Source organism: Oceanobacillus sp. HCA-5259 (assembly GCF_037892815.1).
In the GTDB taxonomy this organism is placed as follows: Bacteria; Bacillota; Bacilli; order Bacillales; family Amphibacillaceae; genus Oceanobacillus; species Oceanobacillus indicireducens.
This window is the reverse complement of the sequence record NZ_JBBKBV010000002.1, coordinates 155,292-171,875: the sequence shown is the minus strand read 5'-3', so window position 1 is coordinate 171,875 and position 16,584 is coordinate 155,292. Positions and strand designations below refer to the sequence as shown.

14 protein-coding genes are annotated in these 16,584 nt (G+C 37.1%); 8 read left to right on the top strand and 6 right to left on the bottom strand.

Annotated elements, in window-relative coordinates; translation table 11 throughout:
- Positions 1-28: 28 nt before the first annotated feature.
- Positions 29-2,323 (bottom strand): glycerophosphodiester phosphodiesterase family protein, encoded by a 2,295-nt coding sequence (locus WKU33_RS02065; RefSeq protein WP_340452926.1) that lies wholly within the window; start codon positions 2,321-2,323, stop codon positions 29-31.
- A 457-nt stretch (positions 2,324-2,780) separates the two neighbouring features.
- On the opposite strand from WKU33_RS02065, the gene WKU33_RS02060 reads away from it, so the two are divergent.
- From WKU33_RS02060 to WKU33_RS02045, 4 genes are read left to right on the top strand one after another with little or no spacing between them, the layout of a single operon-like run.
- Complete coding sequence (locus WKU33_RS02060; RefSeq protein ID WP_156857153.1) at positions 2,781-3,818, top strand: ABC transporter substrate-binding protein; 1,038 nt, start codon at positions 2,781-2,783, stop codon at positions 3,816-3,818.
- Between the two features lie 14 nt (positions 3,819-3,832).
- Positions 3,833-4,954, top strand: coding sequence for an ABC transporter ATP-binding protein (locus WKU33_RS02055; RefSeq protein ID WP_336252200.1), 1,122 nt, complete (start codon positions 3,833-3,835; stop codon positions 4,952-4,954).
- Entirely contained in the window at positions 4,951-6,660 is a 1,710-nt protein-coding gene (locus WKU33_RS02050) for an ABC transporter permease (protein ID WP_156857155.1), read from the top strand. Before WKU33_RS02055 ends, WKU33_RS02050 begins: the two co-directional genes overlap by 4 nt.
- A gap of 39 nt (positions 6,661-6,699) precedes the next feature.
- A complete protein-coding gene (locus tag WKU33_RS02045) occupies positions 6,700-7,518 on the top strand; it encodes an HAD-IIA family hydrolase (protein ID WP_340452922.1) in 819 nt (272 codons plus the stop codon).
- Here the strand turns inward: WKU33_RS02045 and WKU33_RS02040 are convergent.
- Entirely contained in the window at positions 7,475-8,041 is a 567-nt protein-coding gene (locus WKU33_RS02040; protein ID WP_336252202.1) for a glycerol-3-phosphate responsive antiterminator, read from the bottom strand. The two genes, WKU33_RS02045 and WKU33_RS02040, sit on opposite strands and share 44 nt — an antisense overlap.
- A 211-nt stretch (positions 8,042-8,252) precedes the next feature.
- Here WKU33_RS02040 and WKU33_RS02035 point away from each other — a divergent pair, with 211 nt between their 5' ends.
- Positions 8,253-8,501, top strand: a complete 249-nt coding sequence (locus WKU33_RS02035) for a hypothetical protein (protein WP_336252203.1) — start codon at positions 8,253-8,255, stop codon at positions 8,499-8,501.
- A gap of 241 nt (positions 8,502-8,742) precedes the next feature.
- Here WKU33_RS02035 and WKU33_RS02030 read toward each other — a convergent pair whose 3' ends face one another.
- Positions 8,743-9,990, bottom strand: a complete 1,248-nt coding sequence (locus tag WKU33_RS02030; protein WP_336252204.1) for a DNA cytosine methyltransferase — start codon at positions 9,988-9,990, stop codon at positions 8,743-8,745.
- A 122-nt stretch (positions 9,991-10,112) separates the two neighbouring features.
- Here WKU33_RS02030 and WKU33_RS02025 point away from each other — a divergent pair, with 122 nt between their 5' ends.
- A complete protein-coding gene (locus tag WKU33_RS02025) occupies positions 10,113-11,834 on the top strand; it encodes a hypothetical protein (RefSeq protein WP_336253615.1) in 1,722 nt (573 codons plus the stop codon).
- Positions 11,835-12,013: 179 nt separating this feature from the next.
- On the opposite strand, the gene WKU33_RS02020 is transcribed toward WKU33_RS02025, so the two are convergent.
- The gene (locus WKU33_RS02020) at positions 12,014-12,583 is read right to left on the bottom strand and encodes a biotin transporter BioY (protein ID WP_340452920.1); all 570 of its coding nucleotides are present in this window, start codon (positions 12,581-12,583) and stop codon (positions 12,014-12,016) included.
- Positions 12,584-12,842: 259 nt separating this feature from the next.
- On the opposite strand from WKU33_RS02020, the gene WKU33_RS02015 reads away from it, so the two are divergent.
- Together WKU33_RS02015 and WKU33_RS02010 are read left to right on the top strand one after the other, a co-directional pair.
- On the top strand, positions 12,843-13,220 hold the full coding sequence (locus tag WKU33_RS02015; protein WP_336252206.1) for a cupredoxin domain-containing protein: 378 nt from the start codon (positions 12,843-12,845) through the stop codon (positions 13,218-13,220).
- Between the two features lie 282 nt (positions 13,221-13,502).
- Positions 13,503-14,411: an RluA family pseudouridine synthase gene (locus WKU33_RS02010; protein ID WP_336252207.1), complete on the top strand. Its 909-nt coding sequence runs from the start codon at positions 13,503-13,505 to the stop codon at positions 14,409-14,411.
- A gap of 80 nt (positions 14,412-14,491) precedes the next feature.
- Here WKU33_RS02010 and WKU33_RS02005 read toward each other — a convergent pair whose 3' ends face one another.
- Positions 14,492-15,226 (bottom strand): DUF6320 domain-containing protein, encoded by a 735-nt coding sequence (locus WKU33_RS02005; protein ID WP_156857162.1) that lies wholly within the window; start codon positions 15,224-15,226, stop codon positions 14,492-14,494.
- Positions 15,213-16,481 carry an alcohol acetyltransferase gene (locus WKU33_RS02000; RefSeq protein WP_340452919.1) on the bottom strand — a complete coding sequence of 423 codons (1,269 nt, stop codon included), beginning with the start codon at positions 16,479-16,481 and terminating at the stop codon, positions 15,213-15,215. The genes WKU33_RS02005 and WKU33_RS02000 overlap by 14 nt, the downstream gene beginning before the upstream one ends.
- Positions 16,482-16,584: the final 103 nt, after the last annotated feature.

The window sequence follows — 16,584 nt, the reverse complement described above, 5'->3', positions numbered from 1 at the left end:
ATTTTCATGGTTCGTTATTTCGTTTGTCTTACTTACTGACATTTACTTCAATTGGTTTGGAAACCAAATTCCAGTCTTCATCCAACATATTAAATGTATGCACAGCAAAGACTTCAGCTCTTCCAGGTGCTAGTGCTGTTATAGTATTGCCTGTCACATCTACATATCTATCATTATCGTGGCTATAAAGAGTAGTTTCCAGATTTTCTGAACGATCCATTCGATAATTTACAAATGTTTTTGCTTGAATGGTTGCGGATTTACCAACTTTTATATTCCGTTTTTTTATTGGCGTTTCAATAAATGTCGGTCCGTCGCTCAACCATTGTGTATAGTCAGTGATTGGGCCTATTAAGCCTTTTTTCAATAAATCCTTAAAAGGTTCCTGACTGCGGAAAGTCCAGTGCATATTGATTAATCCCCGTTGTCTCATATATGTTATAGATTCTTCAGAAAGGCTGCCATAACTTGCATTCAAGCGGGCACCAATACCTGTTGCATAGTTCAACATTCGTTCAGCATCTTGTATTCGTTGTTCCGGCGAATCGGGAACTGATGCAGAGTAAAGATAACCTACACTGATTTGCGGCGCGATTTCCCGAAATTTTTTCACACTTTCCATGTCAAAGCTTTGCAGGACGACATTTTCTTCCATGCCAACCTCGATGATTTCCTGAAGTACTTGTTCTTCTATTCCAATTCCTTTCAATTCCACAAGGAGCAGCACATCTTTGCCCTTGAAGCCTTCTAAAAATTCGCGGAAAGTAGGCACTTTTTCACCTGCGAATTCTTCATCGAAATGACTGCCGGCATCAAGCCCGCGAATTTCTTCCAGTGTCAATTCACTTACTGCACCTGTACCATTTGTTGTACGGTCGACTGTAGTATCGTGCATTATCACAAGATGACCGTCTTTTGTACGTTGGACGTCTGTTTCAATTAAATCAGCACCCAATTCATATGATAAGTGGTAACCAGCCATTGTATTTTCAGGTGCCAGGGATGGAACGCCTCGGTGTGCAACTACTATTGGACGTTGAACTATCGTTCTTTCAGGGTAATTTTCGAAAACTGCTGTAGTTTCTGCAGGATTACTGGAAATTATTCCATCGACACCAGCATGAATTAAATCATAAGCATTTTCTCCAATGCCCCACACAGAAATTGCCCGGGTATGGAAGTAGTGTGTATTGTCAATGGAAATATGTTGCTCCGGAAGAACTACTGTAAAGGAACGACTCATATTTGCATCTTCCACTAATTTCTTCAAGTCATGTTTATTCAAATGATTTTTCTCATAGAGAATGGCTCCCCGAGCGATTGGATAAGCAGATTTAATATTTTCCAATATGTCTACATTGGCTGATAATATATGCACATCATTGATTGACGTGGATTGTAAAGCATCAATGACACCTTCAACCGCATTCGGATCATCCACTTGAATGACTGGGATAACTTTTTCTTTTGAAACGGCTAGAATATCTGTTAAAGTGGAACCCCCGACCGTAACATGTCCATCATCATTTAATTCTGCTGGAAATAATACAGATGATACTCCTTCAAGTTCATCAAATTGATTAGGAATCTCACTTGATATTACAGTTGGTGCGTTGACGATATTTGTTTCAGGTTCCTCTGGTAGAAAGGCATTTGATTCTTCCAGTGGCGGGAGTTCCTGGGTGCTTGTTGTAACTTTAACATTGTCAAAAGCAACCGTGGCACCGGAAACTTGAAATCCTAGATCTCCTTCTAAATAGGTACCGACAAGATCTGAATCGATCACCAATTGATCATTGATATATTGTTGTACACGATCATGCTTTGCAATCACCTTTAACCGATATGTCTCATTATATTGGAAATCCTCTGGATAAAAGTTTGTCGCTTGTACATCCCACGTATTGGAAGGAGTACGTAAAGCCAACTCTATACCATTTAGTGCAGCTGTGCCTTTTCTAACAGCAAATTGGTAGTATGGATAGTTTTCATCTTGAATTCTATACATCAGAGAAGCCCAGCGGCCATCATCCACTGCTGATTTAAAAGAGACATCAGCCTCAAAGATATAATCACCCAGATCCTCCCCAACTGAAAATATAACGCGTGAAGGTTGAGATGTACTTGGTGACGTCAGCTCAAGCGCCCCATCTACAACGGATGCATTACCCTCAATTACTTTAAAACCATCTGGTAATCCTTCTTTTTCGAAGTCTTCTTCCAGCAGGATTTCCTCACTTGCTGCGGTACTTTGGGAATTCAGAAAACAAACACATAGAAAGGTGACGGTGAATGTTAATAGAAATGATAAGAATTTCTTCATTTTAAATCCTCCTTGTATATTTGTTTCTGTCTCTTCTAAGAGGTCTATGTTCTTGGGTTAATCCCTCCTTTACAAAAAAAATAGAGAAGACACCGAAGAGCCCCCATAAAAGGGTGACTCATGGTATCTTCTCTAAGACTCTACCTAAGTAATTATGAAATTACCATCAGTATAGCTGTGAAATAAATCCCTTGTCTATGGGGTTAATGGTTCATTTTGGAAAAATATCTAGGGAATAGGTAACAGATAACTAAATATTTCATTTTAACGCAATATTTTAATGGTTATGTATTTACAAATATGTAAGCGTTCGCTATAATGTTGATTAATCGAATATCTCTCGGAGATTGGAAGAGAAGAGAATGAAATAATACTTCTGCCACAGGAGTATGTTTTTTCAATCTCTTCTTTATTCATTTCCGAAAGTTTTTCGTAAATAGCAAAAGGGGGATGTAACATGAAGAAATTTCTATTGACTTTATTATTTTTAGTTTTATTTGTTGGGGCGCTTACAGCATGTGCAGGTGAAGAGTCTGAGTCCGAAGATGGGGAAGGATCTTCAAGTGATCCAATAACATTGTATTCACCGGAGACACCAGATTTAACTAATGAACTTGCTGCAAAGTATGAAGAATTATACGGACAGAAGGTTAATGTTCACTATGCGGGAACAAACGTTTTAGTGAATCAAATGATGGCGGAAAAAGGTAATCCCCAGGCGGATGTATGGTATGGGGGAGGGGGAATCCTTCCATTTGAATCTGCAGTCGAAAAAGAAATCATAACACAGTATATACCGGAAAGTGCAGAGGATTGGGAGGTAGTCGAAAATGGAATTAAGATGAAACATGAAGACGACTATTATGTCGGAACAGAATTATTTGTTCTAGGATTTTCTTATAATACTGACTTTGTGACGGAAGAAGAAGCTCCAAAGACATGGGAGGATTTATTAGATCCAAAATGGGAAGGGAAAATTCAGTTTCCCAATCCAGCAGCATCGGGAACGGCTACTTTAATGGTACTTAGTTATATGATGCAACATGGAGAGGAAGAAGGTTGGGAGTATTTTCAGCAGCTAGCTTCCCATTCCAATTCTATTCCTGACTCTGGCTCAGCTCCAACAAAAGCTGTAGCTATGGGGGAAGCCCATGTTGCAATTGGTTTTGACTTTATGGCGTATGAACATCAAGCAAAAGGAGAAACAGTAGATTTTGTTGTGCCGGATAAAACTCCTATTTTAGTAAATCCAGCCACTCTAGTTAAAGATGGGCCAAACCCAGAGGGTGGTAAGAAATTCATAGATTTCATGTTAGAGGAAGAAGCACAGCAAATTTTAGCGAATTGGTATCATATCCCTATCAACCCAGAAGTAGAGTCTGAGACACCATTAAATATTGACTCCATAAAGGATAATGCGGTGGACTTGGATATTGATTGGGTTAATGAACATTATGACCGAATTCGTAACGAGTGGACCAATAAAATAAACTAAAGGATGTTGATAAAATGGGGTCAGTTGTAATTGAGCAACTTAGAAAGGATTTTTCCGGATTAACTGTACTTCAAGATATAAACCTGGACATTAAAGAGGGCGAGTTTTTTGCCCTCCTCGGTCCGTCCGGCTGTGGGAAAACAACGACAATGAGATGTATAGCAGGTTTTGAAACACCAACTAGTGGCATCATTAAAATTGGAGATAAAAATGTGGCGAATTTAGCACCAAACGAACGAAATTGTGGAATGGTTTTCCAGAGCTACGCACTTTTTCCCCATATGAATGTATTCGATAATGTCGCTTATAGTTTAAATATTAAGGAATTGAAAAAGAGCAAATTCTTTAAAAAAGCTGGAGTTTATACACGAATGCTTAATAGTAAAATTGTAAAATATCCCCAACATATCGAGAGAAAGGTAATGGACATATTAGAGTACGTTGAATTAACAGAACATGCAAAAAAGCTTACCAGTGAATTATCTGGAGGGCAACAACAGCGTGTGGCGTTGGCAAGAGCGCTAGTAATGGAGCCTGAAGTACTTTTAATGGATGAGCCTTTGTCCAATTTGGATTTAAAGCTACGTCATACAATGCGAAATACAATTCGGCGTATCCAACAGGATTTAAAAATAACTACAATTTTTGTAACTCATGACCAGGAAGAAGCAATGAGCATGGCAGACCGGATAGCTGTAATGAAGGATGGAAAGATATTACAGGTAGGAACGCCTACCGATTTATACAGCAATCCCAACACGCCATTCATTGCAGATTTTGTGGGTACGTCTAATATCTTATCTGGTAAAGTTGTTGGAAGTGAAAAGGGGGAGACAATTGTGCAAATCGGTAATCAACAAATTAAGTCATCCACCCAAACGGATAAGAAAGATGTACAGGTAATCATTCGACCGGAAAATATTAATGTGTTAAATGGTGCTCCGGATGACTTTGGTAATTCCTTTGAGGGGACCATCCATTTGGCAACCTATCTTGGCTCAATTGTTCGCTACGATGTAAGAGTCGGTGAACATCAATTATTAATAGATACGACATATGAATCAGGTGACAGCATTAAGAAAAATGGTTCAACTATCCGTTTAGGTGTATCACCTGAAAGGGTGTTACTAATATGAACAAATTCAAACAAAACTTTATGGGATTGGGTTTAATTAAATTATTAATATACGGATTCTTTCTTTTGTTTTTAATCATCCCTTTATTATCCGTTTTTTTAGTCGCTTTTACAGATGAACCTATTAATGTGTTTGGCTCGCTCGTTAGCTGGGAGCAAATGCAAATTACAATTGACCAGTTAAAGAACGCTACATTAGATAATTTTAAAGCTATGTTTACTTATGGAAGTTATTTTAGAGGATTAATTAATAGTTTAAAGCTTTCTTTAATAGTTTCTTTATGGGTACTTATTATTTGTATTCCAATAGCGTATGGAATTGCACGCACAAAGATGCCGTTTAAAAGGACGATTAGCGCATTATGCACCGTGCCTCTAGTTATCCCGACATTTATTTCTGCCTATGCGTTCATTATTATGTTTGGACGTTCAGGATGGGTTACTTATATTTATGAAAAATTGGGTGGAGAAGGAATGTTGATTGATCCGTATTCGATGACTGGGATAGCGATTGTGCAAATTTTCTTTTTCTTCCCGTATGCACTTTGGCCAATGGTCGCGGCTTTTAAGATTAGTGATATATCCTTGGAAGAAGCCTCCCGTAATATGGGTTCTAGGGGTTGGTTAACATTTATAACAGTCACATTTCCACTGGCTTTGCCCGGTATGCTTTCTACTTTATTAGTAATATTTGCTGTCAGTTTTTCAGATTTTGGAACACCAATTATTTTGGCTCCAAATGATTTGAATCTTATCGTGGTGGATGCTTATCGGGAAATCGCTGGGTTCTTTAATTGGGGCGGGGCTGCTATTCTAACTGTAATTATGATCGCGGTTGCTGGGGTTGTCTATTGGTTGCAAAACTATCTTCTTAAGGATAAAAATTATGACGTACTTTCTGGCAAACCGAAGCAAGTGAAACTTAATAAAAATAAAGCTTTAACAATTCCGCTTACTATATTCTCAGGCATAGTTGTATTGATTCCAATTCTTGCTATGCTTACAGTTTTCTTGCAGTCCATAGCGACAACCTGGGGAAGGGATCCATTACCTAATGGATATACATTTGATCATTATCGCACCATATTTACTTCTTCTTTGGGGAATATCCAAAATAGTTTAGTCCTAGCGGGTGGAGCACTTATTCTAAGTGCAGTTATCGCTACATTTGTATCGTACTTTGTCGTCCGTCAGCGTTCGACAACCTTAGATTTTATGACAACTATTCCGTTGATTGTACCGGGAATTGCTTTTGGTATCGCCTTAATTCAAACCTTTAATACTGCACCTTTACAGTTGACTGGAACCGCTTTAATTTTAATCATTGCCTATAGTATCCGTAGATTACCATATATGGTTCGTTCTACAGTAGGAACGATGAGAGCTATAAAACAAGATATTGAAGAGGCTGCTGTCAGCCTGGGGGCTTCTACATTAACGGCAGCTACAACAGTCGTCGGTCCATTAATGCTTCCTGGTATTGCTGCTGGTTCTATTTTAGTATTTGTAACAGTTATAAAGGAAACCAGTGTTTCCATTTTAATGGCTCCTGCTGAATGGGCACCCATGAGTCTGGCGATTTTTCAAAATGTATTGAGAGCCGAATACTACTCAGCGGCAGCGATGTCAGTTATTTTGGTTATTATAGTTCTTGTACTGCAAGCTATCGCAAATAAGTTATCTGGAGGAAATAAGTCACACGAATAAAAAGGGAGCATTTTAGATAAATTTAAAGGGAGGATTAAGGTGAAAAGGGGATTTATCTTTGATTTGGATGGAACTGTTTATATTGATGATCAATTAATTGAGGGTGCACGAGAGGCTATCCAAGAATTACAAGAACGTGGCGATACAATAGTATTTTTAACAAATAAATCAATTGAAACAATTGCAAACTATGTGAAAAAACTAAGGAAACTAGGAATAGATATAAATCAAGAAAATGTAGTTAACTCAAACTATCTTACAGCTCGTTATTTAAAATCTAAATTACTTCCAAACGAGAAGGTGATGGTCATTGGGGAACAACCATTATATGACGAAATAACGAATATGGGGATAAAAATTTCAGGAAATGAGAATGAAGTTCGTTACGTTGTAATAGGATGGGACAGGAAGTTTACCTATGACAAATTGAATCAAGCTTTTCAAGCCTGGAAAAATGGAGCGATCGTAGTTGCTACAAATCCGGATCGAACTTGCCCTATTGAAGGAGGACAAATACCGGATTGTGGTGCGATGATAGGAGCCCTAGAAGGGGCAACCGGTGAAAAAGTAGAACTCATTCTCGGAAAACCCTCCCAGTTAGCGGCCAAATTCATTGTTGAGGATATACTTAGGCTCCCGCATCGTAGTTGTTACATGGTTGGAGATCGATTAGAGACGGATATTCGAATGGGAAATGACTATGGTTTAAATTCAGTTCTTGTTCTAACAGGCATAACAGAAAAAGCAATGCTAGAGCACGCAGAAGATCAACCAGACTTTATAATTAATAGTATTAAAGATTTACCAGAGTTAACTAAAGACTCAAATTCCAAAGCTTTGAATCACCTGCGGACATAGCCAAAGCGCCCGCTTGCAATCCATCTGTAATTTGATTTTTATTACTTACTAGCCCTCCTGCTATGATTGGTAGGTGGGTTAGTTTAGTCAAATTGTCAATGATGTCGGGCATGATTCCAGGAAGGACCTCAATTGCATCAGGTTTACTTGAGTGAGCAATTTCAATACCTTTTTTCATCGCATTTCCATCGATTAGGAATATACGCTGTATAGCCATAAGTCCTTCCTCCTTCGCAAATTTAATTAGATTACTTTTCGTAGTAATAATTCCTTTCGGTTGCCAGATATTTGCAATATATTCAATTGCACTTCTCGTGTTTGCTAATCCATCAATAAAATCTATATGAACAAATATTATCTTATTATATTTTTTTAAATGATTTATGTATTTTTTCGTCGTAATAAGATTTCCAGTTAATAAAAAAACAATATTAGCCTTAGAATTGGCAGCAAATTCTAACTGTTGTTTACTTTTTACAGAAGCAATTACTTGAGATTCAACTAAATCAACGATACCATTCACGAATATTCCTCCTAGTCATAAGATTTTATATTATTATACCATAGTGATTATACGGTGGGTTGTTTAGAAGAAAATGCTTCGTAATTAATTTTTGATAACACTTTGTTTTTAAGATACAGGGAAATGCGTGGTAATTAATTATATTTAATAGTTTTGGCTTAGATCTAAATAATTATTATGAACTTCAAAATGTTTGAAAGGTAGTTACCCATTGAATAGACAAATATTCAAGCGTTTACAGACCGGCTATATTGAGAAAAATATAATCGTTATCTGTAAAAATGGACCGATTGCCGTGCAATCAACAAAAGAAGCTGTTATCCGTTTGTTAAGTTTACCGATGGAGCTTGGTTTTCATGAAGAATGGAAATATGCGAGTAAAGCACTCGGAAGTGAAGATATTAAAGAAGGGTTGAAGGCTTTTGTTGAAAAGAGGGAACCGGTATATAAAGGGCAATAAAAATCTTATAATAAAATATAGACAAACTTCTATTATTTAATATTGCGGGTCAATCAGATACTTTAGTTGACCTGTTTTTTGTGTAATAAAAGAATGATAATCTAGGATCCTCGCGATTTTGAGCTTACTTTAAAACATTGTTGATATGCTATAAGAGGATGTTAATACATCCACTATATCCTACTAATTAAAACCTCTCCCATATCTTAATTTATAGGAGAGGTTTTTGTTAAGCTAAAAACTAAAATAAAACCAATTGTTTTATAGATTCCATATTCTCCTTCGACCATTTTGCAATCGGCATTGCAATTTCTTTTGCTAGATTTACTGGTACTGCATTTCCGATTTGTTTATATTGCTTGTTTAAACGATTATTTTTACTAGATTCCAGATTTCCTCCATCCGAAAATATAAACCAATCTGGAAACGTTTGGATGCGAGAAATTTCACTTACTGAGAGACGTCGATGCAATGAGGGATCATCTGGCAGTATCCAGTGATCCTTATCCACTTTTACCATTTCTGGTCCACTTGGGTGTAATGGGGCTTGCCTTCCAGAAGCTTGAATGGTAAAACTTTGTTCATCCCATTTCTTTTTTCTGTTTCGGGATAGATAGATTGGAGAAAAACCACCTTTATACCAATCTCCCGGATTATTTTCCAAATCACCTATTGCATTTTTTAAAGTAATGAATGGTTCCAGATCCTTTCCATGTCCATGTGTAGGTTCTGGGAACTTATAATTAAATTCTATATCATTTCGAATTCCAATGATAAATACTCTTTCTCTATGTTGGGGAACTCCATAGTCCCGGGCGTTTACAAGTTTAAATTTTACATTGTATCCAGCCGATGTAAAATCTTGCATAATCTGATTCATTACCTCTCCCTTGCCAAGTGTAAGCATTCCTTTGACATTCTCTGCAATAAAAGCAAATGGTTTTGCTTGTAATAAGCAACGGATAAAATGGATGTATAAAAAGTTTCTTTCATCATCTATTAATCGTGGTCCTGCTTCACTGAATCCTGGGCATGGAAAGCCACCAAGAACTAAATCCGCTGATGGAAACTCTTTTATTTTCCGAATATCCATTTCATGTTGAAATGTTGGTGGAAAGTTCAATTGATACGTTTCATTAGCTTCTTTAAATAGATCATTTGTATATATGGTGTGAAAAATACTTTCATTTCTAACAGCTCTGTAGTTCTCTCTGTCATGGAAGGCTTTTTGGGCTTTTTCCCTACCAATTACAGCTGCCAGACCTGCTAATTCAACGCCGAGATCCAAACCACCAGCTCCTGAGAAAAGACTGAGTACATTAATTTTATCATCTTTATATTGAACGATGGGTTTTGTCTCTTCGTATGCTAGTTTTTGTATTGTTTTTTGTTCTTCTTCTATTTTATTTAGTAACAGTTCCTTTACTATTTTTGGGTCATAGTCTCTTAATGGACGATGTTTTGCCCGTCCTCTTTCATTTATCTTCATGCTCATACCTCCCAAAGTATTTTTATTTTACCACTAAATGCAGCATAAGGCCAGTTTTAAGCTTTAGACAAAAATTCCCGTAATAGAAATAAATACGCTATAATTAGGTTGAGGTGTTTAATATGATAAATCCACGAAAACTTGGCGACAAGCATGTACACGAGGTTCATCAGGCACTTATGCTAGCAATTAATAAGAATCCACTAATTACAACATATCCCAAAACAGTAAGGGATACAGTGGAGTACATAATAAAATTATATCCAAATATCGTTTCTGCTCAATCTAAGTTTCAAGCGAAAAATACAAATTTAGCAAAAGACCTTACATTGCTCCTTGAGGATGGTAGCATCATCAATGTAAATTTGTTTTTGGTAAAAAGGAAAGCGAAAATACAGACTAAGAATTTAGGAGCAAAGAGTTTTTTTGCGAAATATTTTTTATCTGATTCTCTCCAAGAAAAATTTAATGAAGCATTTGAAAAGCATTACTTAGATTTTTTAAAAAACATAGTAAAATTAACGAAAAGAAAGATTTCTAATTCAGACGTAAAATCGTTGAAAAGAATCATCTCTGACCAATACCCTAAATTCAAGCCTGAAATCGAGGAGTACAGAAAGAAATTTTTATATAACATACGCGAAGAAGCTTTTACATTGTTGAAGGATTCCTATAATGATAGGAACAAAGGGTTTAATCATGCTTATCATAGCTTATTTATGACGGACGATACAACAATCATTACCCGTTATGGAAAATACGAAAGTTCTATATCTGTTGAGAGATTCAGTCCAAGTAGTCCATATTTTACAGCAATTGATATTTATAAGTCGGGGAAAAATTCAGTTGGTATTAAATATGGTGAAATAGCTTTAACATTAAGGTTTAAATTTGAAAGTGCTCCAACATCTTCTGTGAAGCTTGCTGTCAGTTATGAAACGTTTCCTAGTGAAGCAGAAAATGAAGCATCGAATAAACGGACGATAAGGAACATGACACATTTAATAGAAAATCACAACTATGAAGGTGGAAGAAATCAAAGTAATGCGATTGGCAAATGTCATGAAGCCTTAACATACTATTACTTTTTAAAATATTTTCCCGACGTTCTTCAAGTTGAGCATAATGAATGCGTTGAACAGCTGCACAAATATTATCACATTGTAAAGCCGGAAGTGCTCTCGGATCTCTTTCAATCAACTTCTACTATTATTCCTGCTATTAAAGACAAATTATATGAGAAATACTTGGATTATGAGATAGAAAGTATTGAATTAGTGCCTGAAAGCTATATAGATGATCGGTTGGATACTGGAGATCTTAAGTTGACCTTAAGGGTCAATAAATCCTATGAAATTGAAAGTATTTCTCTTAAAGCCACTGCTAAGAAGGGGAATAAATTGACGACAAAGAATCCTGGGATTGGCACTATTTTAGGACCTGCATATTTTGATATCGGTGATTTAAAGCCTGTAGTAGGATTGGTCAAACAAAGATTTGAAAGCGGGGAACTAAGTCATCGAGAGAGTTTAAAAGAGCTTGCTCAAGAATTAGGAACTCAATTAGAATATGCGTCTCAGGAGAACTTAAAACAAGGAATTGAAAGCTTGCTAGGTAAAGCAATGATGGCAATTACATACTATAAGGATTATGAAAGTATTTGTAAAGAGCATTCGCGCATCGATACTACAATACAAGTTCATACCCTAGTCCCTTCAGCTATTCAAAATACATTAACTTGGAATGAAGATGAAGAATCTATTAATCTTCGGGTAAAATTCAGTAGAGGACAACAACATGGATGGTCCTCTATTAAACTAACATCCGAGTATCAGGTAAGGTGAGGCTAGAAGGTAAAAGCACCTACATGTAATAGCGGGTCAATCAGATACTTTAGTTGACCTGTTTTTTGTGTAATAAAAGAATGATATAAGACCTGCTAATAAGTTATATTATAATTTAGTAATATTATTAATCCCAACAGAGGGTCCGCCTAACTGTTGGGATATTTTTCAAATACATCTTAGGATGCAATTTTCTCCCGATCCACAATCAACTTCGCATCAACCAACCGTTCTCTTACCTTAATACCAATCAAACTAGCCAAATAAGCTTTAATAAACCCTACCACAAGAAATGGATAGACACCAGCTACAAGTGCTGCATTCCATCCCAAATCCAATACAATTTTTAATTGTAACGTACCGAAAAGGAGCGTGACAAACATTCCTGCTATATTAGCAACAAGTGCCATCGTAATGGAGAATTTCGTTTTTTCAAGGATTAATCCGGTTACATAAGCAGCTGCGATAAAGCCAAAAATATAGCCGCCAGATGGTCCGACTAAAACTTGCGGTCCACCAGCGAAACCAGCAAAGACCGGGAGTCCAATCCCACCTATAGCTGCATAGCAAATCATGGCTAATGCGCCTTGACGACTGCCAAGAATTGTCGCAGCTATCCCAACTGCCAACGTCTGACCACTGATGGGGATGAGTGGTAGCGGGATTTCGATTTGTGCCAGTATTGCTGTTATGCTTGCGAAAATAGAACAATTAAGTAGAATTCTGAGTCTCCTGCTTTTTGCATTCATTGTACAAATCTCCTTTTTGATCAATCATCATTCATTCCATAGTTTTCTTATTAGTGGGATTGTATAATGTAAAAACTCGATTGTCAACTACTATTTTTTTGGGTTGACAATAGAACTATATGTTTCTAAATAAAAAGAAGAGGCTGCAGTTTAAGAATGGCTTTCTCCTTTTAAAGTTCTTTAGCAAAACGTTAAATAAAAGTTCTTTGATATTTTCCTGTAAATTGAAGAAACTAACAGGCAGAAAGGAGGTATTACAATGTCTATTAAAAATCCGTTAATAAGGTTAGTATGTGTATTTGCGGTGATCATGGTTTTTTCTAGTTTTGGCTCGCTACATGGGGTTGCAGAAACTGAAGCTCAGAATGCAGATAATGAGGTCGTGGTCGAATTGAACGATGATTTCTTTAATCCGGACGTAATTACGCTCCCCAATGAAGAAACGACAATTCTACTGCTTCAGAATAAAGGAATGAAAGAACATACCTTCACTGTAAAAGGACTAGCCATTGATGTGGAACTTCAACCGGGAGAAGAGAAAAAAATCTCGATAAAGCCCGGAAAGACTGGCACGTATGAATTGATATGCCGATACCATGAGCAGGAAGGCATGGTTGGAGAGGTAGTAGTTGAGTAATGAGGATTTGTTGACCATCGTTCTAATTACGCGTGCAGCATGACATCTCGGACAGAGAGGGTCATGCTTTTTTTATCGACAGGTGCTAGATACTTGCTGAAATAAGCTGCCGTTTTACCTGTTCTATTGATTCATCTAGGATGAGGGAAGAGGTCGTAATCGCCAGGTGGAAATGCCGCTGGAGTATGAGGTGGATGAAAATTAAGGGACAAACTGTTCTTATCCCGCCAAAGAGTGTATGATGGAAACATCACAACTTCAATATTTTAAGGAGCATACCACATGCCTAAAAAGAAATCTAACTACCTGGAAGATACCAAATCTATCATCGTCCAGGTGAAAGAACCCGATGAATTATTATCTTTTTTATTAAAGGTAATGTCTAACCGAAGCAGGAATTCGGTAAAATCCATCCTGGGTAGAGGCCAAGTAATGATTGATGACACAATCGAAAAACAGTTCAATTATAATTTAAAACCTGGTCAAACGGTCACTATTTTAAAAAACAAAGCTGCCATCAAACAGGATGCGTTAATTGGACTCCAGATTCTTTATGAAGACGATGATATTCTTGTCATCAATAAAGAAGCCGGATTATTGTCAATCGCTACTGAGAAAGAGAAAAGACATACCGCTCTGCATCAATTAATGAATTATGTGAAAAGGGAAAATCATGACAACCGAATTTTTATCGTGCATCGTTTAGACAAGGATACGTCGGGGATTATGCTGTTTGCTAAGTCGAATGACGTGAAAAGAAAACTGCAGGATAATTGGAATACTATGGTGAAAGAACGGACATATGCGGCTCTCGTGGAAGGAAAGGTTTCAAAAAAAGAAGGCTATATCACGTCTTGGCTCAGGGAAACGAAAACGCATGTTATGTACTCCAGTCAAACGCCAAATGATGGATTACTCGCAAAAACCCGCTATAAATTTATACAGGGTAATGCAGATTTTTCTTTATTGGAAGTAAATCTAGAAACGGGCAGGAAAAATCAAATTAGAGTTCATATGCAAGACCTGGGTCACCCGGTTGTAGGGGATAAAAAGTATGGAGCAAAGGAAAGAAATGCAATCGGCAGGCTCGGATTACATGCAAAGATCCTAGCAATGCATCACCCGACAATGAATAAATTGATGACGTTTAAAGCGGATGTACCAGCATCTTTCATAAAAAAGTCTAAATAATAAGAGGAGGGTGCAGTTTATCTGTCACCCTCCATTTTATCAGGCATTAACTGTAATGCCCCACTGAAGGAAATTTCACTTTATAAATGAAATTTCCTGGCGATTTTTTGCTTGATTCGCTCGGGCATCCCATATTTAACATAAATCATGATTAGTAATACAGGCAGTAGTTGCAGAACGGTAACAATCACCCAACTCAAAGGGTTTATTTTATTTTGATAATTTTGAATGAAAAAGTTAATCCACATCGTCAGAATAACAATCGCGATGAATAAGAATCCAATCACATTAAAGCCTCTAACCGATAACGCTCGAATCACACTCCAGTAACAGATTCCGATAACCGTTGTGCCAGTTACAATTGGAAATGCTAATGGGATAAACCATTCCAAGCTGCCGCTGAACATATCCAGGCCAAATAATAAGATAAGAGCATCTAAGCCGATCCCGATAATTACTTTATAATAATTTTTCACATATCCGAACGAAAAGTAAATCAAGACCCAACCTGCAAGCACGCTTAAGTTACTATATCTAGACCATGTAAATGTGTTATTCAGTTCATAGTCAATGTAAAACATAAGACTGACAGCTACGAATACTAATAACGTTATAAAGATAAAAATTCGATTTAGAACTCTTCTCGTATAAGTTGGATAGGGGTTTGTCGTTTTAGGGAACTTCTTGACCCTTAGAACATCCTCATTTTCTTCATGTACTTTTGGGATATGGAAGTTACATAGTGGACATGGCCGGTTATCTCTCTCCACTTTTATACCGCATTTTGGACAATAGGCCATTTTAATTCTCCTCATCGTTTGTTTCTACAGTTACTTCAATTCCGTGTTGCCTGAGACTCCGGAAAAATTCTCGCTCAACGACTCGATCTCTGGATAGATTTCCAAATGAAATATACATATGCTGTTTGTAGCTAATTAGTATGACCTTAACTTTATTTCCAATACTAGGTGGCGGATAACATTCGATCCTTTCGATGAATTCCTCCATTTCACTAGGGACTTGAACAATCCCCAAGTTGGATAGGCCACTTGTATATTGACCCTCGCCAAAAAATGAATAAATGGACGGAGCAACAATGTCTTTAATCGGTGAAGGCATTAATCGTAACGCCAAAGATTTCTCGCTGATAACACTACGCTTGATGTACTGCTTTAATTTTTTCGGTGTCAATAGGCGGCTGAATTCGATGTTTAACTCTTGAATAATTTCTTCAAAATCGTATTCGCCAAGCCGCGCATCAATCGAAGGTGTGATGCTTACAAAAAAGTTCCGCATCGTGTCGCTTGGAAAAAAAGCACGCATATTAACTGGAACATTGATGACAATCGGTTTTTTACGCCTTGACGTTTTTTCTTGAATTTTTAACAGACACTGGATATAAACAGCGGTAAGAAAAATCGTAATCGAGACATTATATTCTTTCGCTTTTTGCTTTAACGCTTCTACCGAGACAATTCCAGTTACGATATGATAATATCCCTTCTTATCTAATTCCAGCGGCAGTTTGTATGAACTTCCCACACGCGTTCTGGGAGCAGGTATTTTTTTATCATAATATTTGCGGAAAGCATTTTCTGTCTCCATTTGCAATTGCTCATTACTTATATTCTCCACCTCAATAGGGATAGATTCTTGCAAATGCAAGTATTGTTTGACGAGTTCATTTAAAAATTGTAACCCGCCAGTTCCATCCGTCATGCTATGCGACAACTCCAAAGCAATTCTATTGTTATAATAATATACCCGATAGGGGAAAGAACCACGCTTTTTAATCGATAAACTGATACATGGATAATAAATTTCCTTCTCTACTTTCGGCATTTGTTCGGTACCTTCAAAATAATACCAAAAAAAGCCTTGTTTTAATTGAACTTTAAAAAAAGGATAGCGTTCCAGTGTTAATTCGAGTGCTCGCTGTAAATAGGTTGGATCAATTTGAGTTGTAAGTGTAGCAGAAAGTCGGAATAAGGTTGTCGCGCGAGAGGATATGATAGAGGAATACAGTTTCCCAGCATTATCTAGTTTGTACCATGATTTTTCATTTCCCATAACTCCGAGCCCCTTCCGGATGTATCTTTATTACCTGGTCATTATACCATAAAAACTGGGACAGGGGGTCAGAGCATTTGTCCCAAAATTCTGGGACAAATAC

Excerpts from the sequence above, each read along its gene's own strand:
- WKU33_RS02050 (WP_156857155.1), top strand. The coding sequence starts at position 4,951 with ATGAACAAATTCAAACAAAACTTTATGGGATTGGGTTTAATTAAATTA.
- WKU33_RS02000 (WP_340452919.1), bottom strand. The coding sequence starts at position 16,481 with ATGGGAAATGAAAAATCATGGTACAAACTAGATAATGCTGGGAAACTG.
- WKU33_RS02025 (WP_336253615.1), top strand. The coding sequence starts at position 10,113 with ATGATAAATCCACGAAAACTTGGCGACAAGCATGTACACGAGGTTCAT.
- WKU33_RS02055 (WP_336252200.1), top strand. The coding sequence starts at position 3,833 with ATGGGGTCAGTTGTAATTGAGCAACTTAGAAAGGATTTTTCCGGATTA.
- WKU33_RS02020 (WP_340452920.1), bottom strand. The coding sequence starts at position 12,583 with ATGAATGCAAAAAGCAGGAGACTCAGAATTCTACTTAATTGTTCTATT.
- WKU33_RS02010 (WP_336252207.1), top strand. The coding sequence starts at position 13,503 with ATGCCTAAAAAGAAATCTAACTACCTGGAAGATACCAAATCTATCATC.
- WKU33_RS02005 (WP_156857162.1), bottom strand. The coding sequence starts at position 15,226 with ATGAGGAGAATTAAAATGGCCTATTGTCCAAAATGCGGTATAAAAGTG.
- WKU33_RS02030 (WP_336252204.1), bottom strand. The coding sequence starts at position 9,990 with ATGAAGATAAATGAAAGAGGACGGGCAAAACATCGTCCATTAAGAGAC.
- WKU33_RS02065 (WP_340452926.1), bottom strand. The coding sequence starts at position 2,323 with ATGAAGAAATTCTTATCATTTCTATTAACATTCACCGTCACCTTTCTA.
- WKU33_RS02060 (WP_156857153.1), top strand. The coding sequence starts at position 2,781 with ATGAAGAAATTTCTATTGACTTTATTATTTTTAGTTTTATTTGTTGGG.
- WKU33_RS02015 (WP_336252206.1), top strand. The coding sequence starts at position 12,843 with ATGTCTATTAAAAATCCGTTAATAAGGTTAGTATGTGTATTTGCGGTG.